Genomic DNA, 25,643 nt, shown 5'->3' on the forward strand with positions numbered 1-25,643 from the left:
TCTCAATCTTGTTTTCTCTTGCGAGAAGAGAAACGGTCAAATGGTCCAAACACGTCGGAGAGCCAAAGGACGGCAATCATCCCGACCGCGCTTGCGATTAAAATTGGCTTGGCGAACTCATAGCCCGCCATCAGCCCGGCAAGTCCAATGAAGACCCCGACCATCGAGACGAAAATACCCAACACCAGGAGGCGTGAGCTTGTCGTCAGGCGGGGCTCGTTCATTAGCCGACGCTACCTTCCAGCGAGATACCAATCAGCTTCTGCGCTTCGACAGCAAACTCCATCGGCAGCTCCTGAATGACGTCCCTGACGAAGCCGTTGACGATCAACGCGATCGCGGCTTCTTCGGGAATGCCACGCTGCAAGCAGTAGAACAGCTGATCCTCGGAAATCTTGGATGTCGTTGCTTCATGCTCGAAATGCGCCGAGGCATTCTTTGCTTCGATGTAAGGCACGGTATGCGCCCCGCACTTGTCGCCAATCAGAAGGCTGTCGCACTGCGTGAAGTTGCGCGCATTGGTCGCCTTGCGATGAGCCGAGACCTGCCCGCGATAGACGTTTTCCGAGAAGCCTGCGGCGATGCCCTTAGCAATGATGCGGCTCGACGTGTTCTTGCCGAGATGGATCATCTTGGTGCCGGAATCGACCTGCTGGTAACCATTGGAGACAGCGATCGAGTAGAACTCGCCGCGGCTGTCATCACCGCGCAGAATGCAGGATGGGTACTTCCAGGTGATGGCAGAACCGGTTTCGACCTGCGTCCAGGAGATTTTCGAGCGATGACCGCGGCAATCGCCGCGCTTGGTCACGAAGTTGTAGATGCCGCCCTTGCCTTCCTTGTCGCCCGGATACCAGTTCTGGACGGTGGAGTACTTGATCTCGGCATCGTCGAGTGCCACGAGTTCGACCACAGCGGCGTGAAGCTGGTTCTCGTCGCGCTGCGGTGCGGTGCAGCCTTCCAGATAGGAAACGTAGGCGCCTTCCTCCGCAATGATCAGCGTGCGCTCGAACTGGCCCGTGTTCTTCTCATTGATGCGGAAATAGGTGGAAAGCTCCATTGGGCAACGCACACCCTTCGGAATGAACACAAAGGAACCGTCGGTAAAGACCGCCGAGTTCAACGTCGCATAGAAGTTGTCGGTCGTCGGCACGACGGAGCCGAGATACTTCTTCACCAGTTCGGGATGCTCGCGAACAGCTTCCGAGATGGACATGAAGATCACGCCCGCCTTCTTCAGCTCTTCCTTGAAGGTCGTAACAACGGAAACCGAGTCGAACACGGCATCCACGGCCACGCGACGGTTCTCGACGCCGGCCAGGATTTCCTGTTCCTTCAGCGGAATGCCGAGCTTCTCATAGACCTTCAGCAGCTCAGGATCGACATCTTCAAGCGACTTGGGACCTGGCGTGCTCTTTGGCGCAGCGTAGTAATAAAGGTCGTTAAAGTCGATCTTTGGATAATTGACGCGCGCCCAGGTGGGCTCTTCCATCGTCAACCAGCGCTGATAAGCGTCAAGACGCCATTGGAGCAGCCACTCCGGCTCCTGCTTCTTGGCGGAAATGAACCGGATGACCTCTTCCGACAGACCCTTAGGCGCCTTATCGACTTCGATCTCGGTTTCGAAACCGTATTTGTACTGGTCCACATCGATCTGGCGAACCTGATCGATCGTTTCCTGAACCGCTGCCATTGTCGTTCTCCAATCTCGCCGGATACAAGGTCCGGTGGCTTGTCAACGTATCAAGACGGAACCCCCGCCTTCATTCGCGCTTCACATAAATGCGGGAGCCATCTGAGGCCAGCGCTTTCATGCGTTTATTTAAGAGCGGGTTGGCGTTTTTCCCACCGCACCGCAAGCGAAATTTTGACATTTCGCAGTTTATCCCAGCCCTCAGGCTGCCTGACCGGAAAGCTTGCGCCGTCCTGCAATCTTGCCAAAGGCGCGGACCGCCTTCTCTACATCATCTACCGTTGTCGCGTGCCCGAGTGAAATGCGCAGAGCACCGAGCTTCGGATCCTGCCCCATGGCCGTCAGCACATGGCTCTCTCCGACTTTACCCGAAGAGCAGGCCGACCCGGCTGAGAGAGCGACACCTTCGATATCGAAGGCGATCTGCCCCGTTTCCGACTTCAAGCCGGGAAGCGTGAAGAAGGTCGTGTTGCCGACGCGCGTGACATCCGCACCGTGGATGATGACATCCGGCGCGGAGACGCGCATTCCGTCTTCCAGCCGCTTCCTTAACGAGGCCAAACGCGCGCTTTCCGCCTTTTGCATCCGTGCCGCTTCTTTTGCGGCCACACCAAAACCGAGAATAGCGTGCGTGTTCTCGGTACCAGACCGATGACCCTTTTCCTGCCCGCCACCATGGATCAGCGGCAAAGGCATCATCACTTCACCGCGGGAGATCAGGGCGCCAACGCCCTTCGGGCCACCGATCTTGTGTGACGACACGATCAGGAAGTCTGCGTCCAGCGCTTCGATCTCCACCGGGATGCGCCCTACCGCCTGGACGGCATCGACCACGAGCAAGCCACCGGCAGCATGAACGAGCCGCGCCGCATCTTTCACTGGCTGTATGATGCCTGTCTCATTGTTGACCAGCATCAACGCCAACATCGGCAGGCCCAATGCCCGGTCGTGTAGCGAAAGCAGGCTTTCCAATGCTTCGATATCGAGCAGCCCCTTCCCCGTCACCGGAACTTCCGTGACTGCGGACCTGCTGAACCGTCCGCCCTCGCGAACTGCCGGATGCTCGATGGCGGATGCATAGAGATGGCTTATATTTAAGGGCGAACGGCCCATTTTAAAGTGCGGGCACAGCACAAGATTTGCAGCTTCCGTCGCGCCACTGGTGAAAACGACGTGCGATGCATCAGCGCCGACCAACGCAGCCACATCCCGACGCGCAGCCTCAACGGCGGCGCGAACGGCACGTCCTTCCTTGTGAACAGACGAGGGATTGCCGGATAGATCGAGAGCAGAAACAAGCGCGTCACGGACGGACGGCAGCAAAGGTGCTGTCGCATTCCAGTCCAGATATGTGCGCTCCGCTGTGCCCATGGCGCAAATCGTGCCTTTATCCCGATCATTCGCGCCTCAGAGCGCATTTTCCTTGAAATTTCCGTCACCCTTGCCTTATGACACCACCAACAGCGCCACGGAACGCAAGTTTCGAACAGTTCTAAACTAGGTTTTAGAAAAGCTGACCATCCACGTCAAGTCTTCTTGCGCGGGGAAAGAGTCAGAAACATAAAAACCGACCGGAGTACCTATGCCTGAAGTTATTTTCAACGGCCCCGCAGGTCGTCTCGAAGGCCGCTACCAGCCCTCCAAGGAAAAAAGCGCACCGATCGCCATCATTCTTCATCCGCATCCGCAGTTTGGCGGCACGATGAACAATCAGATCGTCTACCAGCTCTTCTACATGTTCCAGAAGCGCGGTTTCACGACGTTGCGTTTCAACTTCCGCTCCATCGGCCGCAGCCAGGGTGAGTTCGACCACGGCGCTGGCGAATTGTCGGACGCTGCGTCCGCGCTCGACTGGGTGCAGAGCCTGCATCCTGATTCCAAGAGCTGTTGGGTCGCCGGCTACTCCTTCGGTTCATGGATCGGCATGCAGCTCCTGATGCGCCGTCCTGAAATCGAAGGCTTTATGTCGATTGCACCGCAGCCCAACACCTACGACTTCTCATTCCTCGCCCCCTGCCCGTCGTCCGGCCTGATAATCAATGGCGATGCGGACAAGGTTGCACCGGAAAAGGATGTCAACGGCCTGGTGGAAAAGCTGAAAACCCAGAAGGGTATTCTTATCACCCACCGCACAGTGCCTGGCGCAAACCACTTCTTCAGCGGCAAGGTGGACGAGTTGATGAGCGAATGCGGCGACTATCTCGATCGCCGCCTGAATGGCGAATTAGTGCCGGAGCCCGCGGCCAAGCGCATCCGCTAAAAGATCCAAAGAACCTTCAGAGCCGCCGGTCACTCCGGCGGTTTTTTGTTGGAACAGTGCTGGATTTCAAGCCTGATGCTCTGACCGGCCCGGACTCACATCAACTCAATCGCGCTGCGATCTGGTCATGCATGGCAGCAGTATATTCAAATGTCGGACACACGATCCCCTCGACAGTCATCGGCTGGCACGGTCGCATGCCGATCTTGGTCAGCACTTTCTGAGAGGCGATATTGTCCGGGTGGGTGAAGGCGATGAACTTGTCGGCGATCTTTCGGTCGAAGAACCAGTTTCGCAATGCCATGCCGATCTCTGTCGCATAGCCCCTGCCCCACTCCGTCTGGCAAAGCGAATAACCCAACTCGAAATCGGGTCTCTCGCCTCCAAAGAAGGAGAAACCTGCCCTTCCTAGAAAACGATCGTCGTCACGTGACAGGAGCTTGTATTTCGTGGTGCCATAACTGTGGTGATCATCGATCCAACGCGACAATCGTTCTTCGCATTTCTCGTTGCTCTAGGGTGCCGATCCTGTGAGATAGCGAGTCGTCTCGATTGTTGAATGCAGTTGATGGACAAGCGTGACGTCACCGGGCGCCCACATTGTCACTTTCAGCCTCTCAGTCTCGACTATGACTTGCTCGCGCATTTTTCCTACCTTTCCATTGCCGTACCGCTATCGCCCACCACGTAGCGACTAAGCGGCCATCGAAGCGAACATTCATGGCCGAAACGGGTGTAATTTCCAAAAAACAATGATAAAGCCGCTGCCATTCACTGAAATGCAGTGAAGGTCACGACTAATCCCAGAAAGAAAAAGGTTATGTCCAGGTTCAAGTCCGATTTCCTCCGCACGCTCGATGAGCGCGGCTTCATTCACCAGATCTCCGATGAGGCAGGTCTCGACGAACTGTTCGCCAAGGAAACCGTGACTGCCTATATCGGCTATGACCCGACGGCGCCCAGCCTCCACGCGGGTAGCCTCATTCAGATCATGATGCTGCACTGGATGCAGAAGACAGGCCATCAGCCAATTTCGCTGATGGGCGGCGGCACCGGTATGGTGGGCGATCCGTCTTTCAAGGACGAAGCGCGTCAGTTGATGACCATCGATACGATCGAGAGCAACATCGCCTCGATCAAGCGGGTGTTTTCGAACTACCTCGACTACGATCGCGCGGATACGCCAGCCTTGATGATCAACAACGCCGACTGGCTGCGTGACATCAACTATCTCGAGTTCCTGCGCGATGTCGGTCGGCATTTCTCAGTCAACCGCATGTTGTCCTTCGAAAGCGTCAAGACACGCCTAGACCGCGAGCAGTCGTTGTCGTTCCTTGAGTTCAACTACATGATCCTCCAGGCCTACGACTATGTAGAGCTGAACAAGCGCACCGGTTGCCGGCTGCAGATGGGCGGTTCGGATCAGTGGGGCAACATCATCAACGGGATCGATCTCGGCCATCGCATGGGAACGCCGCAGCTTTACGCGCTGACCTCGCCACTTCTGACCACATCCTCAGGTGCGAAGATGGGCAAGTCGGCCAACGGCGCTGTCTGGCTTAACCCCGACATGCTGTCGGCCTACGACTTCTGGCAGTACTGGCGCAACACGGAAGATGCGGATGTTTCCCGCTTCCTCAAGCTCTACACCACACTGCCAATGGACGAGATCGCTCGGCTTTCAGCTCTCGGCGGTTCGGAGATCAATGAGGTCAAGAAGATCTTGGCGACCGAGATCACCGCGATGCTTCATGGTCGGGAAAACGCAGAACAGGCTGCCGAAACCGCTCGCAAGACTTTTGAGGAAGGTGCGCTTTCCGACAACTTGCCGTCGATCGAAGTGCCGAAGACTGACTTGGAAGCAGGCATCGGTCTTCTCTCGCTGATCGTGCGTGCAGGTCTTGCCGCGTCCAACGGCGAAGCCCGTCGTCACGTTCAGGGTGGTGCGGTGCGCATCAACGACGAGAGCGTTTCGGATGAACGCAAACTTATCGGCGCGGGCGAAGTGACGGCAGATGGCGTCATCAAGCTTTCGCTTGGCAAGAAGAAGCACATTCTGGTGCGCCCGGCCTAAACCATTTGCCAAAGTCTCAGGGCCGCGAAAGCGGCCCTCGGATCATCCCAAACTGCAATGCAACGCCGCCCAACAATTGGCGACATCAAAACTCAGGAAACTCGAGCTTCGAGGTATCATAGCCGAGTTCCTTTGCTTTCCTGACCATCACAGCCAGCTTGGCTTTAGACGGAACGGAGCGAGAATAAATCCACAGATTCTCCATGTCAGGCGTTGCGCTGATAAACCACGTCTTGTCCGGCGAGTTGTAGAGCACCCAGTAATTGAAGGTGATGAAGAGCGGATAGCGAACCCGCATCTTCGCCTTGGTCGTTTTCGCGTCCGTTATCGTTCCAATACCCTCGACGGTCTTGAGCTTTCCGGTCGGCGATCCTTCGCGGCATCCATCTTCGACCAGCACCTGACCGGGCGAGGAACCAGGCTTATAGATCGAATAACCGGCAACGCAGCCATCGGTCAGCCACATGGGTGTTCTGCCAATTTCAAGCCACTTCCCGCGGTAGTGCGACATGTCGGTCTGCGCAACCGCTGGCGCTTTCGCCATCTCGGCCTGCGCCGGGGAAAAGAAGCTGATGCCCAAGGCGCACGAGACGAGGCCTGCGCTGGCCCATCGAAGCAGTGTGTTCATGCTGGTTCTCCGCAAAGGTGTTGCCGGAAACGCTTGGCTTGCGGAGCGGTTGCATCAACAAGATGGTGATGAGGATCAGGCGGTCACAGCGCGCCCATCCGGATATTCTGCCGGTCCCTTCACCTCCAACAAATTACCGAAAGGATCGCGGATATAAAAGGAATGCCCCATTCCACGCGCCCCGCCATGCATCGCCTCACGCTCGATGATCACGCCATGATGTTCAAGATGCACTCGCAAGTCATCGTGCTCGAACGGTCCCGTCGCGATGCAGATATGATCGACATTTCGTCCACCGGCCACCGGTGGCGCAGCTTTCTGGCCGCCTGGGTGAGTGATATCCCACAAAACGATCAGCGACGCGCCGCACCAGACCTGCTCCATGCCGAGTGCCGGATAGGAATAGCCCGGCCGGCATCCCAGCACCTCATGGTAAAAGGTGAGTGCCTTTTCCATGTCGTCGACCAGCAGCACGACGTGATCTATTCCCACAAGCGAAAACGGTACATTCGATGTCACGAAAAATCCTCCCAGAATGACGCTCACAAACATCATGCAATGGCGGATCGGGTCAACTGCAAACCTTACCTGGGTTTTTCCAGGCGAAGCTGGAGCAATTCGTTGATCGAGGTCTCGCGACCCACCTCAATCTTTTGCAGGGAGAGACGTGATGCCTCCTCGCCGACGAAGCGATTGAACGCGACCGCCCGTTGAGCAAACTTGTCGATCAGAAACCGTGCATCGGGATCGCGCGACTCATAATCGCTCTCTGCTGTGATCCGGCGCTCCAGCACGCCCTCGGCAGCAACGAGCCAAATTGCCTGCACATGCTGCATATCCAACTGTGAAACGAGTTCCGGCAAGAGCGCCGAGCCCTCTAAAACAAGACGCTCTCCGCTCTCGATCAGTGGCAGCACGAGTGGGCTCCACATGGAGCGATAATGGGCGAGCACGGATTGCATCATCTGATCCAGCGCCAGATCGCGATAGTGTTCAACGACATGCGGCGGCAATTGCTCAGGCGGATCGCGCCAGGGCCGTCCAGGATGCTTCGCCAGACTGTCGGTCGAAATGCAACGACAACCGAAATGGTTGGCGACGGCCTCGCCCAGCGTCGATTTCCCGGCATGGGAAGATCCGCCGATGAGAAACAAGCGGGTGGTCATGAGCGTCCTCGTGCAATTTGTGCAGGCAACAAGAAACGCGGCGAATAGATGTTGGGAAAGGCAATTTTGAGGGGGAGTACAAAGCCAAGTGGCACGCCCTAGGGGAGTCGAACCCCTCTTTTCAGAATGAAAATCTGACGTCCTAACCGATAGACGAAGGGCGCGTGCGCTTGGTTTGTGGCGCCCTTATAGTCAGAGGTTTTCGATACCGCAAGCGGTAAAATGCAGGATTTGACAAAAAAATGACATCGCAGTCGCAACGCCCTGAATAACAAGGATTACCTATTCAAAACAAAAGCTTGTTCGATAGCAAAAAGCCCGCTGCACCGGTTGGGACAGGTGCTGCGGGCTTCTCATCTCGATGCGTATCCGCATCGAGAAGCAGGTCCTCAGAGAAAACGCGTCCAGCTCAATGTGAACGCCTTTCGGGTCTCCTCATAGGCTTCCGTTCGGGACAGCCCGATATCTGCGAGTTGTTCAGGGGAAAGATCATAGAGGCTCAGCCGGCTTTGCCGTTTGACATACCAGAATGCGAGGCGCTGCAACACGCGGGCAAGAACGCTTTGCGTTTCCGTCGGCACAAAAAGCCTGGCGGGTGTCATCTGATCGCGGACAAACCTTGCCGGTGTCGGCTCAACGCTCTCCTGTTCCGCTACTGCTAGATATTCTTCCATCCTGCGCATGATTGTACCTGCCTGGCGTTCTGCCCTTCTGCTTGATCTTCGAGACAATCAATACAATTGACATCTATAGGGGTACAATGCATATATTGTCACCATGACAAATTGGCTCCCAAACCTTGCCGAGGGCTCCGGCCCAATCTATGTCCGCCTTGCCGACCATATCGAATCTGCCATCGAAGATGGCGTTCTGGCTCCGGGGACAAAATTGCCGCCGCAGCGAAATCTCGCCTATGACCTGGGGGTTACGATCGGCACCATTAGCCGAGCCTACTCGCTGATTCACGAGCGTGGCCTCGTCAGCGGCGAAGTTGGTCGCGGAACCTATGTGAATGACCGCAAGCCTGCGGAGGCGGCGCAGAAGGCGGTCGAGAGCCCCTTCGGCGGCACAAGGGTGTCATTGGCGGCGCCCGGCCAGATCGCCTTCAATGGCACCGCAGCGCCGGATAATGGCCAGCAGGAGATCATCGCATCGCATGTGACCGAGATTGTCAGGGAGAAGCCGTCCGAGATCATGGACTACACCCGCTCCTTCCCATCCTTCTGGGCGGAAGCGGGGGCAAGGTGGCTTTCCCATCAAGGCTGGTCTCCCAAGCCGGAACATGTCGTCACAACGCTTGGCGCCCATGCGGGCGTGATGAGCATCATTACCGCCATGACCGCGCCCGGGGACCGTATCGTCTTCGAACCCGTCACCTATTCGCAAATCAGCCGCGCCGCATCGCTTTCCGGCCGGCGGATATCGATCGTAGATATTGATGCCAATGGCATCATCCCGGACGAGTTCGAACGGATCTGCGCACAGCAGCACCCGAAGATCGTTTTTCTGATGCCTGCCGGTCAAAATCCAACCTGCTCAACACTCCCGCTTGAGCGCCGCAAGGCAATCGTCGAGATCGCCCATCGCCACAATGTCTGGATCGTCGAAGACAATCTCTACGGCGCCATGACCGGCAACCCCCTGCCGCTGATCGCCGAACTTGCGCCGGAAAGAACGTTCCTGGTGAACGGCCTTTCAAAATCGGTCAGCGCGGGCTTGCGTGGCGGCTGGGTGGCTTGCCCACCTCCATTCGTCACGCGCATTCGCGTGGCTCACAAGATGCTGACTGGTGGCATTCCCTTCCTGATGGCGGAGCTTTCTGCGCGACTGGTGATCAGCGGCGATGCGGAGGGTATCCGAAAGGGGTGCATAGACGAGATCGAGGCGCGAAAAGCCATCGTCAGCGAAACCTTGAAGGGGGTGGATTTTAATAGCGCACCGGGCATCGCTTTCGTCTGGGTGAAACTTCCCGAACCCTGGCTGTCCGGCACTTTTCGTAATGCGGCGATGAACGAGAATGTCCTGATCGACGATGAAGATGAGTTCAAGCCAGCCAGAACCGACCGGATCTTCCATCGGGTGCGGATCAGCTTTTCGCTGCCCAAGACCCATGACGAATTAAAACGCGGGCTCGGCGTCCTCAGAAGGCTGCTCGACAACGGTTCTGCGGGCTACGACAGCATTGAGTAGAGGCGACGAAGACGCTGAATTGAAGGCCTGCTGAGCCATTTTCCTATCGCAAGAATGCATGTCTTAGGGTAAAGAACCGGAAATTCCCGTACCGGCTCGAACCCCGTGAGACCTATGACACTTCCAAATCATATTCAGATCACCCCGGAACTCGTTGCATCCCACGGGCTGAAGCCCGATGAATATCAGCGCATTCTCGACCTGATCGGACGCGAGCCGACCTTTACCGAACTTGGCATCTTCTCCGCCATGTGGAACGAGCACTGCTCCTACAAGTCGTCGAAGAAGTGGCTGAAGACGCTGCCGACCAAAGGTCCGCGCGTCATCCAAGGGCCTGGCGAGAATGCCGGCGTGGTGGACATTGACGATGGCGACTGCGTCGTCTTCAAGATGGAGAGCCACAACCACCCTTCCTATATCGAGCCCTATCAGGGTGCGGCAACCGGCGTCGGCGGTATTTTGCGTGACGTCTTTACCATGGGTGCGCGCCCGATCGCTGCCATGAACGCGCTGCGTTTCGGCGCTCCCGACCACCCAAAGACCCGCCACCTCGTGGCAGGCGTCGTTGCCGGCGTCGGTGGCTATGGTAATTCCTTCGGCGTTCCGACGGTGGGCGGCGAAGTGGAGTTCGATCCGCGTTACAACGGCAACATTCTCGTCAACGCCTTCGCAGCCGGTCTAGCAAAGTCCGATGCCATCTTCCTGTCGGAAGCCAAGGGCGTTGGTCTTCCTGTCGTCTATCTTGGCGCCAAGACCGGTCGTGACGGCGTCGGTGGTGCGACGATGGCCTCTGCGGAGTTCGACGAGTCTATCGAAGAGAAGCGTCCGACCGTTCAGGTTGGCGATCCCTTCACCGAGAAGTGCCTGCTGGAAGCCTGCCTGGAACTAATGAAGACGGGCGCCGTCATCGCCATTCAGGACATGGGTGCTGCCGGTCTCACCTGCTCGGCAGTCGAAATGGGCGCAAAGGGTGATCTCGGCATCGAGCTGAACCTCGATCAGGTTCCGGTTCGCGAAGAGCGTATGACCGCCTACGAAATGATGCTGTCCGAAAGCCAGGAGCGCATGCTCATGGTTCTCGAGCCCTCCAAGGAAGAGGTCGCCAAGGCGATCTTCGTCAAGTGGGGCTTGGACTTCGCCATCGTCGGCAAGACCACCGACGATCTGCGCTTCCGCGTTCTGCACAATGGCGAGGAAGTCGCCAATCTGCCGATCAAGGAACTGGGCGATCAGGCGCCGGAATATGACCGTCCGTGGACACCAGCAAAGGTCTCCGCGCCGCTTTCCGAAAACGACATTCCGGAAACCGATATTGCAGATGCGCTCATCAGGCTTGTCGGCTCTGCCAACAATTCATCGCGCCGCTGGGTTTACGAACAGTATGACACGCTGATCCAGGGCAACTCGCTGCAGCTGCCGGGCGGCGACGCGGGCGTTGTGCGCGTCGAGGGCCATGAGACGAAGGCGCTTGCCTTCTCCTCCGACGTCACCCCGCGCTACGTGGAAGCCGACGCCTTCGAAGGCGGCAAGCAGGCTGTGGCCGAATGCTGGCGTAACATCACCGCCACCGGCGCACTGCCACTGGCGGCAACCGATAACCTGAACTTCGGCAATCCCGAAAAGCCGGAGATCATGAGCCAGCTCGTCCATGCCATCAAGGGTATTGGCGAAGCCTGCAAGGTGCTGGAATTCCCGATCGTATCGGGCAACGTCTCGCTCTATAACGAGACCAACGGTCAGGCTATCCTGCCGACCCCGACCATCGGCGGCGTGGGCCTTCTGAAGGACTGGTCGAAAATGGCGCGTATTCGCTTTGCTGCAGCTGACGAGGTCATTCTGCTCGCTGGCGCGCCTGAGGGACTTGGTACCCACATTGCCCAGTCGGTTTACATGCGCGACATTCATGGCCGCATCGACGGCCCTGCCCCGCATGTCGATCTGGACAGCGAAAAGAAGACCGGTGACTTTGTTCGCACCGTCATCACAGAAGGCCTGACGAGCGCGGTTCACGATTGCTCCTCCGGCGGACTCGCTCTAGCCGTTGCCGAAATGGCGATGGCATCTGACATTGGCGCGACGATCGAAACGCTATCCGGCAACAACCCGATCCTGGCTTTCTATGGCGAAGATCAGGGCCGTTATGTCCTGACCGTCAAGCAGTCCGATCTCGAAACCGTCAAGGCGCAGGCTGCTTCGGCAGGCGTTTCGCTCGCCGTTATCGGCAAGACCGGCGGCTCTTCGGTAAAGCTGGGTACGGCGCGCGCGGTCGAGATTAAAGAATTGCGCAATGCCCATGAATCGTGGTTCCCTCAGTTCATGGACGGCGAGACACTCGTCGCAGCAGAATAAGAATTGAGGAGTAGACACCATGCCCATGAAGCCCGGCGACATTGAAGACATGATTAAGGCTGGAATTCCCGGAGCAAAGGTCACCATCCGCGATCTGGCCGGTGACGGCGATCACTACGCCGCTGAAGTCGTGGCAGACGCCTTCAAGGGCAAGACGCGCGTGCAGCAGCACCAGATGGTCTATGACGCATTGAAGGGCAATATGGGTGGCGTCCTGCACGCTTTGGCGCTGCAGACCTCCGCGCCCGAGTAAGCCGCTTTCGTTCAGCAACAAAAGGCCCGCGTGATGCTCGTCACGCGGGCCTTTTGTTACGGCATTGTGTTTACTGGAACGCCGGCGGCGGCACGTCGGACTTCAGGCCGCCAAAGGACGCAGCAGGCAGCGGACCGGCTGTCAGCAGCGTAAAGTCGAAGCCGGACTTTCGGTCCGATCCAAGCACATATTGGCGATGCATGCGCAGGAAGTTCAGCTTGTTCTTGCGATAGCGCTCGTCCGAAAGCGAATGCTTGAACTTGATTCGCACGATCTTGGGCTGGCCAGCATCGCCGTGCCCCGTCAGATGCGCCGTATTGCATTTGTAGAGATGGATCGGATCGGACAGACACTGGATATCGAACCATGTCACCTCCCCGTGGCGCGCAAGCGTCCCGATGCTCTCGCGAAGGCGCGCGGCTTTGGCAATGAAAGCGCATTGAAGTGCTGCACCGCCCAAAGTGACGAAAGAGACATTGCGTCCATCAAACGCATCCGGTTTCAATTCGAGCACACGCCCCGCCACTGCCAGCGCCAGGCTCGCGCCCATGCTATGCGATACAAACAGCACCTCATCTGAGGATGTTTGGAGAGCGAGCAGGACCTTCTGCGCCTTGTCCTCGATCCAGGCACGCGCGACCGGCTCGTTGCGGCCCACCATCAGCGCGAACCGCCAGTCGGCAAAGAGATGCAAGGTGTGGAATCGCCCCGAGAACGGGATGACGCCCTTGTCGAAGAACAGCCATGCTACTGGCACACTCAAAAGACAGAGGAACGGCGAAACATGCAGCAGCAGCGGCAAGATGGCGATCAACGCCGCGAGCAGAAGGCCCGTGAAGATGAGTAGATAGGGAAAAAGGAAAAACAGGCCGAAACGCCAGGCGTGACGAAAGTATCGGAATGCCGCACCGCTGGTGATGATCTCGGCCCCGGCCTTGAAGCCGAGCAGGATCTGCTTCCAGATGGGAGGCGCTCTTAAGTCCGAGATGATGCTGTTATGGTCATGAATATAGATGGTGCTTTTCGTCTCCTGGCCGTCGGAGATCGAGACCGCCTCCACACGACTACCAGCCTCAACCTCTCGAACCGGACCGACGGCATAGTCGAGACCAAAGGTCTTGCCGGATTGAGCGGCACTCCGCTCATAGCGACGGTGATGGGCGGCAGCATCCAAAGGATCAAAGCCGGGGAAATAGAAAACGAGACGTGAGGAGACAGACGCCATAAAACGAGCCAAGGGTTCAAAACCTGAAGGTTGCGAAGAGCCCAAAAGGATCGCTTGATACAATGGGTGTCGCCCATATAGTAAACACCGTGGCTTAATTATGTTTTATATCATAAGCGGCCCAGAGGATTTTATTGCGGAGCGGAGAAGATCTTGTCGAAAATCGTTGATCAGATCATCGGGAGTGTCGTGAAAGGCGCCATGTCGGAGATCCTGTCGAAGACAGGCGTTCGGAAGACACGACGGGCAAGAGGAAAGGCGAAAGCCGGCACATCGCTTGGCGGCGGTATCCTTGGCGGCATTCTGGAGGCGGCCCTCGGCGAAAAACCCGCGCCAACGAAAAAGCGGACGCCCGCCAAGAGGCAGGTCAGCAAACGCCGGACCGCTGCCGCGCGCAGCAAGCAACGCGCGAGATAGCCGCAAATCATGTCACTTCTGTTGGTGCCTCATCAGTTCCGACACGGTGACAAACTGGAAGCCACGCTCCCGCAAACCATCGATGATCTTGGGCAGAGCCTGGCGGGACGCTTCTCGGCTTCGATACATGACATGCAGCAGAATGATCGAGCCGTTCTTAGCGTTCTGGATCACATACTCCGCGATCGCATCTGCATCCTCGGCGATGTCTGGGTAGGATTCAGGCTCGACATCCCAGGTGATCGACGTCCGCCCGGTCTGCGATAAGTACCACGGCAGGGTCAGCAGCTTCTTGCCGTAGGGTGGCCGAAAATAGATTTCGCCCTGATAGCCCGCCGCACGAATGGCGCGATCCGTTCGCTCGATCTCGTCGCGCACCTTATCGAACCCCATCAGACTCATATTGGAATGGGAGAAGGAATGATTGCCGATCTCGTGACCGCGCCGGACAATATCGGCGGCGAGCGCTGGCGTTTCCTCCATTTCCCGACCTGTGAGAAAGAATGTCGCCTTGACGTTCTTTCCATCCAGCAGGTTCAAGACGTCGCGCGTATAGCGAAGTGTGGGGCCGTCATCGAGAGTGAGCGCCACGACGGGCTCGCTCGTCTCTACCCGCGGCACGATCGTTCCAAACAGCTGATAGCCACGCGCTTTGCTCAGTTGGAGCAGCCCAAACACTAAGAGCAGGATCACCACCAGCGCGATGATCCAAACACCAAATTTGCGCATGTCCGGCCTCGGCGTTGGTTGAATGGAGCATCAGGGCACCACACCTTCGGGGCAGCATCATGACTGTCTGTTCCAATTCCGACCGCCCTTGGTTTTTTCGCCTTTGCGACTGGAAATAACGATATTCCATGTTATTTAAGAGCGAACGAAGCAGCGGCCTTGACCCGCATGTGAAAGGAATACAGCCATGAGCGGCATTCACGACCTGATCGACAACGAAGTGAAGAGCAACGACATCGTTCTTTTCATGAAGGGCACGCCCCAGTTTCCGCAGTGCGGTTTCTCCGGACAGGTGGTCCAGATTCTCGATTATCTCGGCGTGGACTATAAGGGCGTCAACGTCCTTGCCGATGCCGACATCCGTCAGGGCATCAAGGACTATTCCAACTGGCCGACGATCCCTCAGCTCTACGTCAAGGGTGAATTCCTCGGCGGCTGCGATATCGTAAGAGAAATGTTCCAGTCCGGCGAACTTCAAAGCCAATTCCAAGAGCAGGGTATCAGCGTCCGCGGCGCGGCCTGATTTCGGCCGGTTCATCCGGCCCACCCTGATTGTCAGAAAACTATGCCAGGCGTTGCGTCATGCAACGCCTTTGCCGTTCTTTTTGAGGCAATCCTGTGACACATCCACCACAAACGACCGCTTCGCCCGCAGGGACCATGGGGCGCGCGGAATTCATCGGGCTGGCTGCCATGCTGATGGCGCTCAATGCTCTTGCCATCGACATCATGCTTCCTGGCCTGCAGGAAATCGGCGCATCGCTTGGCGTCGATAACGAGAACCATCGACAGTACGTCGTCTCTGCCTACCTGCTCGGCTTCGGTATCGCCCAGCTTTTCTACGGCCCGCTCGCGGATCGCTTCGGGCGCCGCAAGCCGATGCTGTTCGGCCTTGGCATCTACATCCTGTCGTCCATCGCCGTGATCTTTGTGCCGAGCTTTGCCGGCCTTCTGGCCCTTCGGTTTATCCAGGGTATCGGATCTGCGGCCACGCGCGTCATCACCGTTTCCATCGTTCGCGATATTTATGGCGGGCGTCAGATGGCCGAAGTCATGTCACTGATCATGATGGTGTTCATGGTGGTCCCGGTCATCGCACCTGGCACAGGTCAGATCGTGCTGTTCTTTGGTGACTGGCACCTGATCTTCGGCTTCATGGCCGCGATCGCTGCCGTCGTGACGGTCTGGATGTACATTCGGCTTCCCGAAACGCTACGGCCCGAGGACGTGCGTCCGCTGACCGTCTCGTCCGTCCTCACCGGCTTCAAGATCGTTCTCACCAACCGTGTCGCGCTCTGTTACACGATCGCCAGCATGATCATCTTCGGTGCACTGTTCGGCTTCATCAACTCCGCCGAACAAGTCTATAAGGGCATCTACGATCTCGGCGCCTGGTTTGCTGCCGCCTTCGCCGCTGTCGCGCTGTTCATGTCGCTGTCGTCCTTCCTGAACTCCAAGCTGGTCGGGCGTTACGGTATGCGCAAGCTGTCACACGGCTCCCTGCTGGGCTTCATCGGCATCAACTTCATCTGGCTGCTGATGATGATCCTCGGTCCCCAGCCAATGCCGTTTGCACTCTTCATCGTGATGTTTGGTCTGTCGATGTTCCAGTTTGGCCTGATTGGCTCGAACTTCAACTCCCTTGCCATGGAGCCGCTTGGTCACGTGGCCGGGACAGCCTCGTCCGTGATCGGCTTTCTCGGAACGGTGGGTGGCTCACTGATCGGCGCCGGCATCGGTCAGGCTTTCAATGGCACGGCGCTGCCCATGGTCAGCGGCTTCTTCATCGTCTCGATCATTGGTCTCGTGTTCGTTTTGATCGGCGAAAAGGGCACACTGTTCCAGGCTCACAACAAGCCGACGCACTGACAGAAGCCTCCGAACATAAAGCAAAGGCGCGGCTGCCATGACAACCGCGCCTTTTTTTTTGCCGTCGTTCAGTCGATCAAACCGTGAAGATCTTCTCGCGCAACACGGTCCATGTCTCTTTGTCCGGGGCCAGCAGCAAGCCGCCGCTGACATGGTTTGGCAGATAGGGAGATCCGTCGAAGCGGGCCGCGTAGGCGCCCGCCTCCTGTGAAATCAGCGTGCCCGCCAGGTGATCCCAAGGCATCAGCTTGTTATACATCAGAAAGTGCATGTGGCCGCCGCAGAAGATGCGGTACTCATGCGCTGCACAACGATAACTGGTGAAGAGCCTGACATCAGCAAGATTGTTCAAGAGGCGACGGCGCGTCTCGACCTCAAAGTAGCCGGTATTGGCGATGCCGACCATCTGCGAGAGTTCAGGCGCCGGAACCACCTGCAACTGCGTCTGGGAGCCATCGGCGCTGCAAAGCCAGGCACCTGAGCCCTTCTCCGCGATCACCCAGTCATTGCCCATCGGATCAAAGATGATGCCTGCGACCGTCTCACCCTTGGAGACGACGCTCAGCATCACCCCGAACAGCGGCAATCCGGCAGCGAAGTTATAGGTGCCGTCGATTGGATCCACAACCACCGCAAGGTCAGCGTCGCCGAGCTTCTCCAAGAGCGACGGATCTGCAGCGACGGCTTCCTCGCCGACAAACAGGGCGTCGGGCATAAACTCTGCGACACGCGCGCGGATCAAGCGCTCTGCCGCCTCGTCTGCCTCCGTCACAAGGTCGATCGCCTCGGTTTTCACCCGCACGTCACCCTCGCCGAGATTTCGGAACCGCGGGAGGATTTCCACCGCCGCCGCTTCCTGTAGGGCATTGGCAAGCGAGGCGATGTCGAGTTCGACGGACATGGGAGGTTCCTTTACATGTTCAGATCAAAGACCAAGAATGTCCCGGCGCAGCATCTTCCAGCTTTCCTTGTCTGGTGCAGAAAGGATGCCACCCTCGGTATCTCCCGGGCGGTAGGGCGTGCCATCGAGCTTCACCGTGTAGCCGCCCGCTTCCTGATGGGTTAGCACGCCTGCAAGATGGTCCCAAGGCATAAGCTTCTCATGACCGATGAAATGCAGCTTGCCTGTCGCCACCAGCCAATATTCGTGCGCCGAGCAATTCAGGGACAGCGCCATCTTCGTCTTGGCCATATTCGCAGCGATCACCGGTCGGCGGTCGGGATGGCTATGACCCCAAGAAAAGATACCCACCATGTCCGAAAGACCGACGGGCTCGGCGACGCGCAGTTTCGCTTCGCTGCCGTTTGCGCGTTTCAGGACGGCGCCTGCGCCTTTGACTGAGATGATGCTGTCGCCCATCACCGGATCATGAATGATTCCAGCGACCGTTTCACCTTTGACGGTCACGGCGAGCAGTGTTCCAAAGGCCGGAAAACCGGACGCGAAGTTGAATGTGCCGTCTACGGGATCGATCACGAAGGCAAGTGGCGCATCGCGAAGTGCCGGAATGACGGAGCGGTCGGCATCATAGGCTTCTTCGCCAACGATATGCGCGGTCGGAAAACGCTGCAGCAAGGCTGCAGTGATCTGCTTTTCAGCAAGGACATCCGCTTCCGTCACGAGGTCGACAGCCGATGTCTTCTCGGAAATGGCCGAAGCGCTGAGATTGCGAAAGCGCGGCATGATTTCGCTGGTACCGGCATGGCCTACGGTTGCAACGAGAAAGTCGATATCTGAATCGGAAAGGGTCATTGAAAACAATCTGAACAGGTGAGGAATGCGCCTCACCTATTCCTCTAGGATGACGGATCCGTGACAGTCAGGCCGGAAAAATCGAACAGCTTTGTATCGAGAAGATGCGAGGGATTGACGTGCGCGAGTGCCCGCAACATCACGTCCTTCCGGCCAGGCATACGCCGTTCGATATCGGCAAGCATGTCCTTCATGGCATTTCTTTGCAAACCATCCTGGGAGCCGCAAAGATCGCAGGGAATGATGGGGAACTCCATTGCCGCTGCGAATTTCGCCAGGTCGTCCTCTGCGCAGTAGGCAAGCGGGCGCAGCACCATCAGGTCGCCTTCGTCATTCATCAGCTTCGCCGGCATGCCAGCAAGCCGGCCGCCATGGAAGAAATTCATGAAGAAGGTTTCCAGAATGTCCTCGCGGTGATGACCCAGAAGCAGCGCGTCGCAGCCCTCTTCACGCGCGATGCGATAGAGATTTCCACGGCGAAGACGCGAACAGAGAGAGCAATAGGTCGCACCCTCAGGTACTTTCTCTTTCACGATCGAATAGGTGTCGCGGTATTCGATGCGGTGCGGCATGCCGATCTTCGTCAGATAGTCCGGCAGGATGTGCTTGGGAAAGTTCGGCTGGCCCTGGTCGAGATTGCACGCAATCAGTTCAACCGGCAGAAGGCCGCGCCATTTCAGATCGAGCAGCAGCGCCAGAAGACCATAGCTGTCCTTGCCGCCGGAAAGACCCACCAGCCAGCGCTTCTGTCCCTTCAACATGCCGAAATCGTCGAAGGCCTGTCGCACGTTTCGCAACAGCCGCTTGCGCAGCTTGTTGAAGGAGACGGACCGAGGCGCATCGGCAAAGAGCGGATGCGAGCCGCCAGCCTCTTCGACCTCGCCGGTGTCCTGAATGTCATCGATCTGTGCGGCAATGGTCATCTTCATCTCGCTGTCTGATCCGCTTGAAAGCGGTTAATGACAGGCAATGCCCTCATATAGGCGCAAGATCAAGCCCCGAATACGGACCAGCCCATGCGGTTCGCCAGCATTTCAAGCGCGTCAGACCCGAGCGCGGAGTTACCGACCTTGTTGAGGCCCGGCGACCAGACGGCAATCGACGCCTTGCCAGGCGCCACCGCCAGAATGCCCCCGCCGACGCCGCTCTTGCCGGGAAGACCGACGTGATAGGCGAAGTCGCCCGACCCATCATAATGGCCGCAGGTCAACATCAGAGCATTGATACGGCGTGCCCGACGATCAGACACCACCGTGTGCCCCGTCAGCGGATTTCGTCCGCGATTGGCGAGAAAAAGCCCTGCCCGTGCCAACTGAACGCAGTTCATCGAGAGCGCGCACTGGTGGAAGTAGACACCAAGCGTATGATCGACAGGATGGTGAATATTGCCGAAGCTACGCATGAAATTTGCGAGCGCGAAATTGCGAAAACCGGTGGCCTGTTCGGATTTGGCGACGGTGTTGTCGATCGAGACCGTATCATCGTTGGAGAGGTACCGGACGAAACGCAGCAACTCGCCGATGGCCTCTCGCGGCTGGTGTCCCGCGAGCACCATATCGGTCACAACGATCGCACCCGCATTGACGAAGGGGTTGCGGGGGATGCCGTGTTCATGTTCGAGCTGAACGATGGAATTGAACGATGAGCCGGAAGGCTCGCGTCCGACACGCTTCCAGACGGACTCACCGGCTTTGCCGAGCGCAAGCGTCAGCATGAAGACCTTCGAAATACTTTGAATCGAAAAAGGAACGGCGGCATCGCCCGCAACGAAAGTCTCGCCTTCGACGGTGGTGACCGCAATGCCGAACTGTTTCGGATCGATCTTGGCAAGCTCGGGAATATAATCCGCGACCTTCCCCTCGCCGAGGTGGTTCTTCATCTCGTCATAGATGGAGTCGATGACCGTCTGAATGTTCTGCATGCCCTGCCCCGATACAACAAAAGCGCCCGTAGGGCGCTTTTGTCAGATGTTTCAGCCGCCTCAGATGGAGGTTGAGCGCGCCTTGGTGGTGGTGGCGAATGCCTTCATCACATAGCTGTCGCGATCATAAACGTCGTCGAAATACTGCACCTTGCCGTCCTTGTCCGGCCATGCGGTAAAGTAGGCGACATAGACCGGAATTTTCACCGGCACGGACACTGCGCGATTTTCACCGGATGCGATCTGCTTGTTGACGTTATCCATCGTCGTGCCGAGAACGGCCGCTGCCATGCGACGCGGATCGACAAGACGGATACAGCCGTGGCTCAGAGCGCGCATATCGCGGTTGAAGAAACTCTTCGATGGCGTGTCATGCATGTAGATTGCATGGCTGTTCGGGAAGAGGATTTTCAGATCGCCCAACGCATTGTCGCTGCTTGGCGGCTGTCGAACCGAGATCGCGTTGGTCGAACCATACCAATTGACGCTCGACGACGAAACGGCCCGGCCATTGACCGAAACCTCATAGCCGAGGCGATCGAGATAGGATGGGTCATTGCGCAGCTTCGGCAGCATTTCGTTGACGATGATGGACTGCGGAACGCCCCAATAGGGGTTGAACTCGACAGTCTCGATTTCATCCTGGAAGAAATAGGTCTGGTTGGTCTTCGAACCGATGACCACCTTCATGCCGAACTGCTCTTTGCCCTGGTCATGGTAATAGGCCATGAAGGCAGGCTGATTGATGAACACAAAGCGGTCGCCGAGATCTGCCGGCAGCCAGCGAACCTGTTCCATCGCAACTTCAAGCTTGGCGATCTTCGCCTCGTTGCTATCGCCCGTCATGGCACGAACGGTGGCGCGACCGATCACGCCATCAGCCTTCAAACCGTTTTCGCTCTGGAAAGCCTTGACCAGATCGACCAGTTCCGGCGTGTACTGCGTCGTTTGCTGATAGCCTGTCAGCGCCGGTGCATGCTGCGACTTCAGCGCCTCGGACGAGCGATGCTCGATCGCCTTCACCACATTGGCGAGTTCAGGGTTATCTTCGCCAGGCTTCAGTACCAGATCGGAGCGGACAGCGATCTTGTTTTCACCGGACTTGTCCTCATCAAGAAGCTTGACCAGTTCGGCCTTCAGCGCCTGATATTCCGGGTTGGAAGGCTCGCGCGACTTCAGATAGGCCGTCACATCCGGGCTCAATGCTGCAAGCTTCAGAACCGGGGAAAGATTGACCGTCTTGCGCTTGAAATCGTGATAGCCGGAAAGCTTGTTTGGATCGATGCGGCCGCGGGTGGTGTCCTGGACATAGCCAAGAACCTTTGCGGAGAGGGCAAGCTCGAACTGCATCATCGCGCGGTTGACCGGCTTGGCCTCGTTTTCCGTGGCACTCACCGTCTGGACTTCGGCCTGAGGCTCACCGGCGATGCTGGCCGTGACGTCGGAAGAGGGAGCTGAGATGCTGTAATCGGCCGGGTCCAGGCCGCTGTCGCCTACGGTTTCGAAGAAGGCGAGAACGGCAGACGCGCGCTCGTTGATATCACCATTGGAAACCCAGATCGGTTTTGCGCCGCCAGCATAGTAAGCTTCGAGCGCCTTGGCGATCTCAGGCGTAGCCGAGACTTTCACCCCGGCATAATCCGGGCCGAACTTCGACGTATCAACCGCACGGGTGCCATCTGCCTTGTAGGTGTAATATCGAGGACCGGAAATGCGCGGTGTCGGCTCGGGATCGATATCGCCACCGACCGGAGCGTTCTGCTGGACGACGCCCGGAAGGCCACGGTCTTGGCGTTCGCGCTCGATCTTACCAGGACCGCCACGAAGCAGATCCATAAGGGTGATGGCGCTGGCAGGAGCTGGAATGCCCGCTGAGACGGAAACACCGAGAGCCAGTATGAACGCCGCCGATTTTTTTCCTGAAGTGATCTGCAATTTGGTCCTCATTGCGTCCAGCGCCATCATCCATCGAAGCGCGAATAAAACATTGTCTGTCTAGCTGATTGGTCTTCGCTTGAAAAGGAAACGCGCAAAGCCCGATCTCGTGCCAGAATTGTCCTGCCGTTCGTCAAAAAACCTCTGGCAATCTCCTTAATTTTTGGCAGGAATAGTTAAATTTCTCTTTAATTTCGAAGCATTGCAGAAAGATGTTTTTTCATCTGTTAAGCCTGAAGCGCCATGGAATTGTCTCTTTTGCGAACGTTACCCAAAAGTCACGTCAATTGACTTTTGAATCTGCGGCAAAATCTGACGCCCTGCGGCGCGTGAGGCTTTCCAGAGTTGCGGGATGGCTCTATATGTCGGCCCGCGCGCAAGACGGGCTTGAAACGCCGCCTTGCCACCGGAACACAATGGAGAGGCACCAACGATGACAGCCACACGCACGGAAACTGATACTTTTGGCCCGATCGAAGTCGCCAGCGATCGCTACTGGGGCGCGCAGGCCCAGCGCTCGCTCGGTAACTTCAAGATCGGCTGGGAAAAGCAGCCCACATCCGTCATCCGTGCGCTCGGCATCGTCAAGCAGGCAGCCGCACGCGCCAACATGGCGCTCGGTGGCCTCGACGCTCAACTCGCCGAGACGATCGTCAAGGCCGCTCAGGAAGTCATCGACGGCAAGCTGAACGATCATTTTCCGCTCGTTGTCTGGCAGACGGGTTCTGGCACCCAGTCCAACATGAATGCCAATGAAGTGATCTCCAACCGGGCCATCGAAATGCTCGGCGGCGTGATGGGCTCGAAGAAGCCGGTTCACCCGAACGATCACGTCAACATGAGCCAGTCGTCCAACGACACCTATCCGACGGCCATGCATATCGCCTGCGCCGAGCAGATCGTTCATCACCTGCTGCCGAGCCTCAAGCACCTGCATGCCGCGCTCGACAAGAAGGCGAAGGACTTCGCCCACATCATCAAGATCGGCCGCACCCATACTCAGGATGCAACGCCCCTGACGCTCGGTCAGGAGTTTTCCGGCTATGCGGCGCAGGTTGCATCATCGATCAAGCGCATCGAACTGACGCTGCCCGGCCTTTGCGAACTGGCACAGGGCGGCACTGCCGTCGGCACCGGCCTCAACGCGCCTGTCGGCTTTGCCGAAAAGGTTGCCGAAGAGATTGCCACCATCACCGGCCTGCCCTTCGTCACCGCTCCGAACAAGTTCGAAGCACTGGCCGCACATGACTCGATGGTTTTCGCCCATGGCGCGATCAACGCAGCGGCAGCAGCGCTCTTCAAGATCGCCAACGACATCCGTTTCCTGGGTTCCGGCCCACGCGCCGGTCTTGGCGAACTTGCATTGCCGGAAAACGAACCCGGTTCCTCGATCATGCCAGGCAAGGTCAACCCGACCCAGTCCGAGGCGCTGACCCAGGTCTGCGCCCACATTTTCGGCAACCAGGCCGCCATCACCTTCGCAGGATCGCAGGGCCACTTCGAGCTCAACGTCTATAACCCGATGATGGCCTACAACTTCCTGCAGTCCGTCCAGCTTCTGGGCGATGCAGCCGTTTCCTTCACCGACAATTGCGTGGTCGGCATCGAAGCGCGCGAAGACAACATCCGCAAGGGCGTGGAGAACTCGCTCATGCTCGTGACTGCGCTGAACACCAAGCTCGGCTATGACGCCTGCGCCAAGATTGCCAAGACCGCGCACAAGAACGGCACGACGCTGCGCGAAGAGGCTGTCGGTGGCGGATATCTGTCGAACGAGGAATTCGATCAGTATGTCCGTCCGGAAAACATGATCGGCCCCAAGTAATGACAAAGGTCAGGCAACGGGTCGCACTCGTTGTCTGACCACCCTTCCCATCTCAGGCTTTTCTGAAATACTATTTACAGCCATTAATTTTCGTAGATAAAATCTTTGCGAGACTGTAACTGGATTCCGTGTTCACGTGCGATTCTCGGAGAAGGCTACGCCTAAGAACACGCCGACTTTCCATGCAGCATCAACAATCGGTTGGGGAACCGTCGTTGAGGCGTGTCGGTCAGAACAAAAACGGGACGATCTGGGGACACATCATGAATACGGGGCCGACACAAAATTTTCCCGGAGCAGACGTGGCGAGCCAAATCTTGCACGCCATGCGCAGCATGGGTATCTCGCCCATCCCCCGCAATTACAATCTTTTCTACGAAGCCTTCATCGGCTCCAACCCCGCTCTGTCCAAGGAACTGCTGCAGCTTGGCAGCAAGGCGACCCAGGAAGAATTGGACGAACTGGGCACCCGCTACTTCAACCATAGCCATAGCAAGATCATCGAGACGGTTCACGAGAAGCTGCATCTCGAGCTGGACGCCTTGCTCACTGTCCTGAAGCACGAGCAGTCAAGCCTTGAGAAATACAATCGGCTGTTGGATGAAACGCGCGAGCGGATCACGGTCAAAAGCGCGACAAGCACCTCGCTCGTCGGCGCGGCCATCGCGATCCTTTCAGAGGCAACCGGCACCAAGATCGCCCAAGGCGAGAGCAGTTCCAAGGACTTGGACAGACATGCTGAGGAGATGCAGCAGGTTCGTCTTGAACTGGATGAATACAAGCGCATCGCCAATACCGACTCGCTCACGCGTCTGTCGAACCGCCGGGCCTTCGATGAAAGGCTCGCATCGACCTACGATACGAGCTTCGGGCTCCATCTGTCGTCCCTGATCCTGCTGGACATCGATAACTTCAAGCGCGTCAACGATACTTACGGCCACCCCGTCGGAGACAAGATTCTTGCAAGCGTTGCATCGGTCATCCGCAAGTCGGTCCGTAAGGATATCTTTGTGGCCAGAAATGGCGGCGAGGAATTTGCGATCATCGTCGACAACATGAATGCCGACGAAGTACGGGAGATGTGCGAGCGCATTCGCCTCTCGCTCGAGAAGACCCCGTTCCGAAACTCGAAGACCGGCGTGGATTACGGGCAGATTACCGTTTCCATCGGTTACGCAATGGCCTCTCAGGCGCAAAATCCTGTCGAACTCTATGCCCGCTCGGACGTCGCGCTCTACAATGCCAAGACCTCCGGGCGCAACCGCACCATCATGTTCGAAGACGGGATGCAGAAAAACTACTCCGGCAAAAGCTGGCTGATCTACCGGACGTAAGGATCGGGCTCAGCGGCGCGCC

General features: G+C 57.5%; 24 protein-coding genes, 1 tRNA gene and 1 pseudogene. 10 read left to right on the plus strand and 16 right to left on the minus strand.

The genetic code is table 11. The annotated features are described in order from the left end of the window. Positions 1-2: 2 nt before the first annotated feature. The 3 genes from ACTJK5_RS13775 to ACTJK5_RS13785 form a co-directional block, all read right to left on the minus strand. Positions 3-224 (minus strand): hypothetical protein, encoded by a 222-nt coding sequence (locus ACTJK5_RS13775; protein ID WP_113180290.1) that lies wholly within the window; start codon positions 222-224, stop codon positions 3-5. Beyond that, positions 224-1,693: a Fe-S cluster assembly protein SufB gene (gene sufB / locus ACTJK5_RS13780; RefSeq protein WP_062441476.1), complete on the minus strand. Its 1,470-nt coding sequence runs from the start codon at positions 1,691-1,693 to the stop codon at positions 224-226. Before sufB ends, ACTJK5_RS13775 begins: the two co-directional genes overlap by 1 nt. A 201-nt stretch (positions 1,694-1,894) precedes the next feature. Further along, positions 1,895-3,064, minus strand: coding sequence for a cysteine desulfurase family protein (locus ACTJK5_RS13785; protein WP_440612702.1), 1,170 nt, complete (start codon positions 3,062-3,064; stop codon positions 1,895-1,897). 211 nt (positions 3,065-3,275) lie between these two features. Between ACTJK5_RS13785 and ACTJK5_RS13790 the strand changes: the two genes are divergently transcribed. Beyond that, positions 3,276-3,953: an alpha/beta hydrolase gene (locus tag ACTJK5_RS13790; RefSeq protein WP_062441481.1), complete on the plus strand. Its 678-nt coding sequence runs from the start codon at positions 3,276-3,278 to the stop codon at positions 3,951-3,953. A gap of 100 nt (positions 3,954-4,053) precedes the next feature. On the opposite strand, the pseudogene ACTJK5_RS13795 reads toward ACTJK5_RS13790, so the two are convergent. After that, positions 4,054-4,599, minus strand: a pseudogene (locus tag ACTJK5_RS13795) (GNAT family N-acetyltransferase). Positions 4,600-4,773: 174 nt separating this feature from the next. On the opposite strand from ACTJK5_RS13795, the gene tyrS reads away from it, so the two are divergent. After that, positions 4,774-6,027: a tyrosine--tRNA ligase gene (gene tyrS, locus ACTJK5_RS13800; RefSeq protein WP_113225862.1), complete on the plus strand. Its 1,254-nt coding sequence runs from the start codon at positions 4,774-4,776 to the stop codon at positions 6,025-6,027. An 85-nt stretch (positions 6,028-6,112) separates the two neighbouring features. Here the strand turns inward: tyrS and ACTJK5_RS13805 are convergent, their stop codons facing one another. The 5 genes from ACTJK5_RS13805 to ACTJK5_RS13825 all read right to left on the minus strand — a co-directional run bounded on the left by ACTJK5_RS13805 (position 6,113) and on the right by ACTJK5_RS13825 (position 8,504). Then, positions 6,113-6,655: a lipocalin family protein gene (locus ACTJK5_RS13805; RefSeq protein WP_416334219.1), complete on the minus strand. Its 543-nt coding sequence runs from the start codon at positions 6,653-6,655 to the stop codon at positions 6,113-6,115. 75 nt (positions 6,656-6,730) lie between these two features. Beyond that, positions 6,731-7,174, minus strand: coding sequence for a VOC family protein (locus ACTJK5_RS13810; protein ID WP_313558640.1), 444 nt, complete (start codon positions 7,172-7,174; stop codon positions 6,731-6,733). Positions 7,175-7,239: 65 nt separating this feature from the next. After that, positions 7,240-7,821, minus strand: coding sequence for a hypothetical protein (locus ACTJK5_RS13815; RefSeq protein ID WP_440612703.1), 582 nt, complete (start codon positions 7,819-7,821; stop codon positions 7,240-7,242). 89 nt (positions 7,822-7,910) lie between these two features. After that, positions 7,911-7,985 (minus strand) — tRNA-Glu (locus ACTJK5_RS13820). Positions 7,986-8,210: 225 nt separating this feature from the next. Then, on the minus strand, positions 8,211-8,504 hold the full coding sequence (locus ACTJK5_RS13825) for a DUF1127 domain-containing protein (RefSeq protein ID WP_112519653.1): 294 nt from the start codon (positions 8,502-8,504) through the stop codon (positions 8,211-8,213). 94 nt (positions 8,505-8,598) lie between these two features. Between ACTJK5_RS13825 and ACTJK5_RS13830 the strand changes: the two genes are divergently transcribed. From ACTJK5_RS13830 to ACTJK5_RS13840, 3 genes are all read left to right on the plus strand, one after another. Beyond that, positions 8,599-10,011: a PLP-dependent aminotransferase family protein gene (locus ACTJK5_RS13830; RefSeq protein ID WP_440612704.1), complete on the plus strand. Its 1,413-nt coding sequence runs from the start codon at positions 8,599-8,601 to the stop codon at positions 10,009-10,011. A gap of 114 nt (positions 10,012-10,125) precedes the next feature. Continuing rightward, positions 10,126-12,360: a phosphoribosylformylglycinamidine synthase subunit PurL gene (gene purL, locus ACTJK5_RS13835; RefSeq protein WP_440612705.1), complete on the plus strand. Its 2,235-nt coding sequence runs from the start codon at positions 10,126-10,128 to the stop codon at positions 12,358-12,360. A gap of 19 nt (positions 12,361-12,379) precedes the next feature. Further along, complete coding sequence (locus ACTJK5_RS13840) at positions 12,380-12,613, plus strand: BolA family protein (protein WP_003516012.1); 234 nt, start codon at positions 12,380-12,382, stop codon at positions 12,611-12,613. A gap of 70 nt (positions 12,614-12,683) precedes the next feature. Here the strand turns inward: ACTJK5_RS13840 and ACTJK5_RS13845 are convergent, their stop codons facing one another. Further along, positions 12,684-13,838 (minus strand): hypothetical protein, encoded by a 1,155-nt coding sequence (locus ACTJK5_RS13845; RefSeq protein ID WP_440612807.1) that lies wholly within the window; start codon positions 13,836-13,838, stop codon positions 12,684-12,686. A gap of 153 nt (positions 13,839-13,991) precedes the next feature. On the opposite strand from ACTJK5_RS13845, the gene ACTJK5_RS13850 reads away from it, so the two are divergent. Further along, positions 13,992-14,255, plus strand: a complete 264-nt coding sequence (locus tag ACTJK5_RS13850) for a hypothetical protein (RefSeq protein ID WP_153310511.1) — start codon at positions 13,992-13,994, stop codon at positions 14,253-14,255. 12 nt (positions 14,256-14,267) lie between these two features. On the opposite strand, the gene ACTJK5_RS13855 is transcribed toward ACTJK5_RS13850, so the two are convergent. Beyond that, positions 14,268-14,984: a polysaccharide deacetylase family protein gene (locus ACTJK5_RS13855; protein WP_440612706.1), complete on the minus strand. Its 717-nt coding sequence runs from the start codon at positions 14,982-14,984 to the stop codon at positions 14,268-14,270. Between the two features lie 187 nt (positions 14,985-15,171). Between ACTJK5_RS13855 and grxD the strand changes: the two genes are divergently transcribed. Together grxD and ACTJK5_RS13865 are read left to right on the plus strand one after the other, a co-directional pair. After that, complete coding sequence (gene grxD, locus ACTJK5_RS13860; protein WP_062424286.1) at positions 15,172-15,507, plus strand: Grx4 family monothiol glutaredoxin; 336 nt, start codon at positions 15,172-15,174, stop codon at positions 15,505-15,507. Positions 15,508-15,644: 137 nt separating this feature from the next. Further along, positions 15,645-16,853, plus strand: coding sequence for a multidrug effflux MFS transporter (locus tag ACTJK5_RS13865; RefSeq protein WP_113265257.1), 1,209 nt, complete (start codon positions 15,645-15,647; stop codon positions 16,851-16,853). 76 nt (positions 16,854-16,929) lie between these two features. On the opposite strand, the gene ACTJK5_RS13870 is transcribed toward ACTJK5_RS13865, so the two are convergent. The 5 genes from ACTJK5_RS13870 to ACTJK5_RS13890 form a co-directional block, all read right to left on the minus strand. Then, complete coding sequence (locus ACTJK5_RS13870) at positions 16,930-17,754, minus strand: inositol monophosphatase family protein (protein WP_112357961.1); 825 nt, start codon at positions 17,752-17,754, stop codon at positions 16,930-16,932. A gap of 24 nt (positions 17,755-17,778) precedes the next feature. Then, positions 17,779-18,606 carry an inositol monophosphatase family protein gene (locus ACTJK5_RS13875; RefSeq protein ID WP_113225853.1) on the minus strand — a complete coding sequence of 276 codons (828 nt, stop codon included), beginning with the start codon at positions 18,604-18,606 and terminating at the stop codon, positions 17,779-17,781. Between the two features lie 44 nt (positions 18,607-18,650). Then, entirely contained in the window at positions 18,651-19,529 is an 879-nt protein-coding gene (gene ttcA / locus ACTJK5_RS13880; RefSeq protein WP_440612707.1) for a tRNA 2-thiocytidine(32) synthetase TtcA, read from the minus strand. Between the two features lie 68 nt (positions 19,530-19,597). Next, positions 19,598-20,527 (minus strand): glutaminase, encoded by a 930-nt coding sequence (locus tag ACTJK5_RS13885; protein ID WP_062424282.1) that lies wholly within the window; start codon positions 20,525-20,527, stop codon positions 19,598-19,600. Between the two features lie 60 nt (positions 20,528-20,587). After that, positions 20,588-22,474, minus strand: a complete 1,887-nt coding sequence (locus ACTJK5_RS13890) for a L,D-transpeptidase family protein (protein WP_440612708.1) — start codon at positions 22,472-22,474, stop codon at positions 20,588-20,590. 421 nt (positions 22,475-22,895) lie between these two features. Between ACTJK5_RS13890 and fumC the strand changes: the two genes are divergently transcribed. Beyond that, the gene (gene fumC, locus ACTJK5_RS13895; RefSeq protein ID WP_062599964.1) at positions 22,896-24,287 is read left to right on the plus strand and encodes a class II fumarate hydratase; all 1,392 of its coding nucleotides are present in this window, start codon (positions 22,896-22,898) and stop codon (positions 24,285-24,287) included. A gap of 263 nt (positions 24,288-24,550) precedes the next feature. After that, positions 24,551-25,621, plus strand: coding sequence for a GGDEF domain-containing protein (locus ACTJK5_RS13900; protein ID WP_062424611.1), 1,071 nt, complete (start codon positions 24,551-24,553; stop codon positions 25,619-25,621). Positions 25,622-25,643: the final 22 nt, after the last annotated feature.

This window comes from Agrobacterium sp. 22094, from assembly GCF_052046015.1.
Lineage (GTDB): Bacteria > Pseudomonadota > Alphaproteobacteria > Rhizobiales > Rhizobiaceae > Agrobacterium > Agrobacterium cavarae.

Excerpts from the sequence above, each read along its gene's own strand:
- grxD (WP_062424286.1), top strand. The coding sequence starts at position 15,172 with ATGAGCGGCATTCACGACCTGATCGACAACGAAGTGAAGAGCAACGAC.
- ACTJK5_RS13825 (WP_112519653.1), bottom strand. The coding sequence starts at position 8,504 with ATGCGCAGGATGGAAGAATATCTAGCAGTAGCGGAACAGGAGAGCGTT.
- ACTJK5_RS13890 (WP_440612708.1), bottom strand. The coding sequence starts at position 22,474 with ATGAGGACCAAATTGCAGATCACTTCAGGAAAAAAATCGGCGGCGTTC.
- ACTJK5_RS13830 (WP_440612704.1), top strand. The coding sequence starts at position 8,599 with ATGACAAATTGGCTCCCAAACCTTGCCGAGGGCTCCGGCCCAATCTAT.
- purL (WP_440612705.1), top strand. The coding sequence starts at position 10,126 with ATGACACTTCCAAATCATATTCAGATCACCCCGGAACTCGTTGCATCC.
- ACTJK5_RS13875 (WP_113225853.1), bottom strand. The coding sequence starts at position 18,606 with ATGACCCTTTCCGATTCAGATATCGACTTTCTCGTTGCAACCGTAGGC.
- ACTJK5_RS13805 (WP_416334219.1), bottom strand. The coding sequence starts at position 6,655 with ATGAACACACTGCTTCGATGGGCCAGCGCAGGCCTCGTCTCGTGCGCC.
- ACTJK5_RS13885 (WP_062424282.1), bottom strand. The coding sequence starts at position 20,527 with ATGCAGAACATTCAGACGGTCATCGACTCCATCTATGACGAGATGAAG.
- ACTJK5_RS13855 (WP_440612706.1), bottom strand. The coding sequence starts at position 14,984 with ATGCGCAAATTTGGTGTTTGGATCATCGCGCTGGTGGTGATCCTGCTC.
- ttcA (WP_440612707.1), bottom strand. The coding sequence starts at position 19,529 with ATGACCATTGCCGCACAGATCGATGACATTCAGGACACCGGCGAGGTC.
- ACTJK5_RS13870 (WP_112357961.1), bottom strand. The coding sequence starts at position 17,754 with ATGTCCGTCGAACTCGACATCGCCTCGCTTGCCAATGCCCTACAGGAA.
- ACTJK5_RS13900 (WP_062424611.1), top strand. The coding sequence starts at position 24,551 with ATGAATACGGGGCCGACACAAAATTTTCCCGGAGCAGACGTGGCGAGC.
- ACTJK5_RS13865 (WP_113265257.1), top strand. The coding sequence starts at position 15,645 with ATGGGGCGCGCGGAATTCATCGGGCTGGCTGCCATGCTGATGGCGCTC.
- tyrS (WP_113225862.1), top strand. The coding sequence starts at position 4,774 with ATGTCCAGGTTCAAGTCCGATTTCCTCCGCACGCTCGATGAGCGCGGC.
- ACTJK5_RS13845 (WP_440612807.1), bottom strand. The coding sequence starts at position 13,838 with ATGGCGTCTGTCTCCTCACGTCTCGTTTTCTATTTCCCCGGCTTTGAT.
- fumC (WP_062599964.1), top strand. The coding sequence starts at position 22,896 with ATGACAGCCACACGCACGGAAACTGATACTTTTGGCCCGATCGAAGTC.
- ACTJK5_RS13840 (WP_003516012.1), top strand. The coding sequence starts at position 12,380 with ATGCCCATGAAGCCCGGCGACATTGAAGACATGATTAAGGCTGGAATT.
- ACTJK5_RS13815 (WP_440612703.1), bottom strand. The coding sequence starts at position 7,821 with ATGACCACCCGCTTGTTTCTCATCGGCGGATCTTCCCATGCCGGGAAA.
- ACTJK5_RS13775 (WP_113180290.1), bottom strand. The coding sequence starts at position 224 with ATGAACGAGCCCCGCCTGACGACAAGCTCACGCCTCCTGGTGTTGGGT.
- sufB (WP_062441476.1), bottom strand. The coding sequence starts at position 1,693 with ATGGCAGCGGTTCAGGAAACGATCGATCAGGTTCGCCAGATCGATGTG.
- ACTJK5_RS13790 (WP_062441481.1), top strand. The coding sequence starts at position 3,276 with ATGCCTGAAGTTATTTTCAACGGCCCCGCAGGTCGTCTCGAAGGCCGC.
- ACTJK5_RS13785 (WP_440612702.1), bottom strand. The coding sequence starts at position 3,064 with ATGGGCACAGCGGAGCGCACATATCTGGACTGGAATGCGACAGCACCT.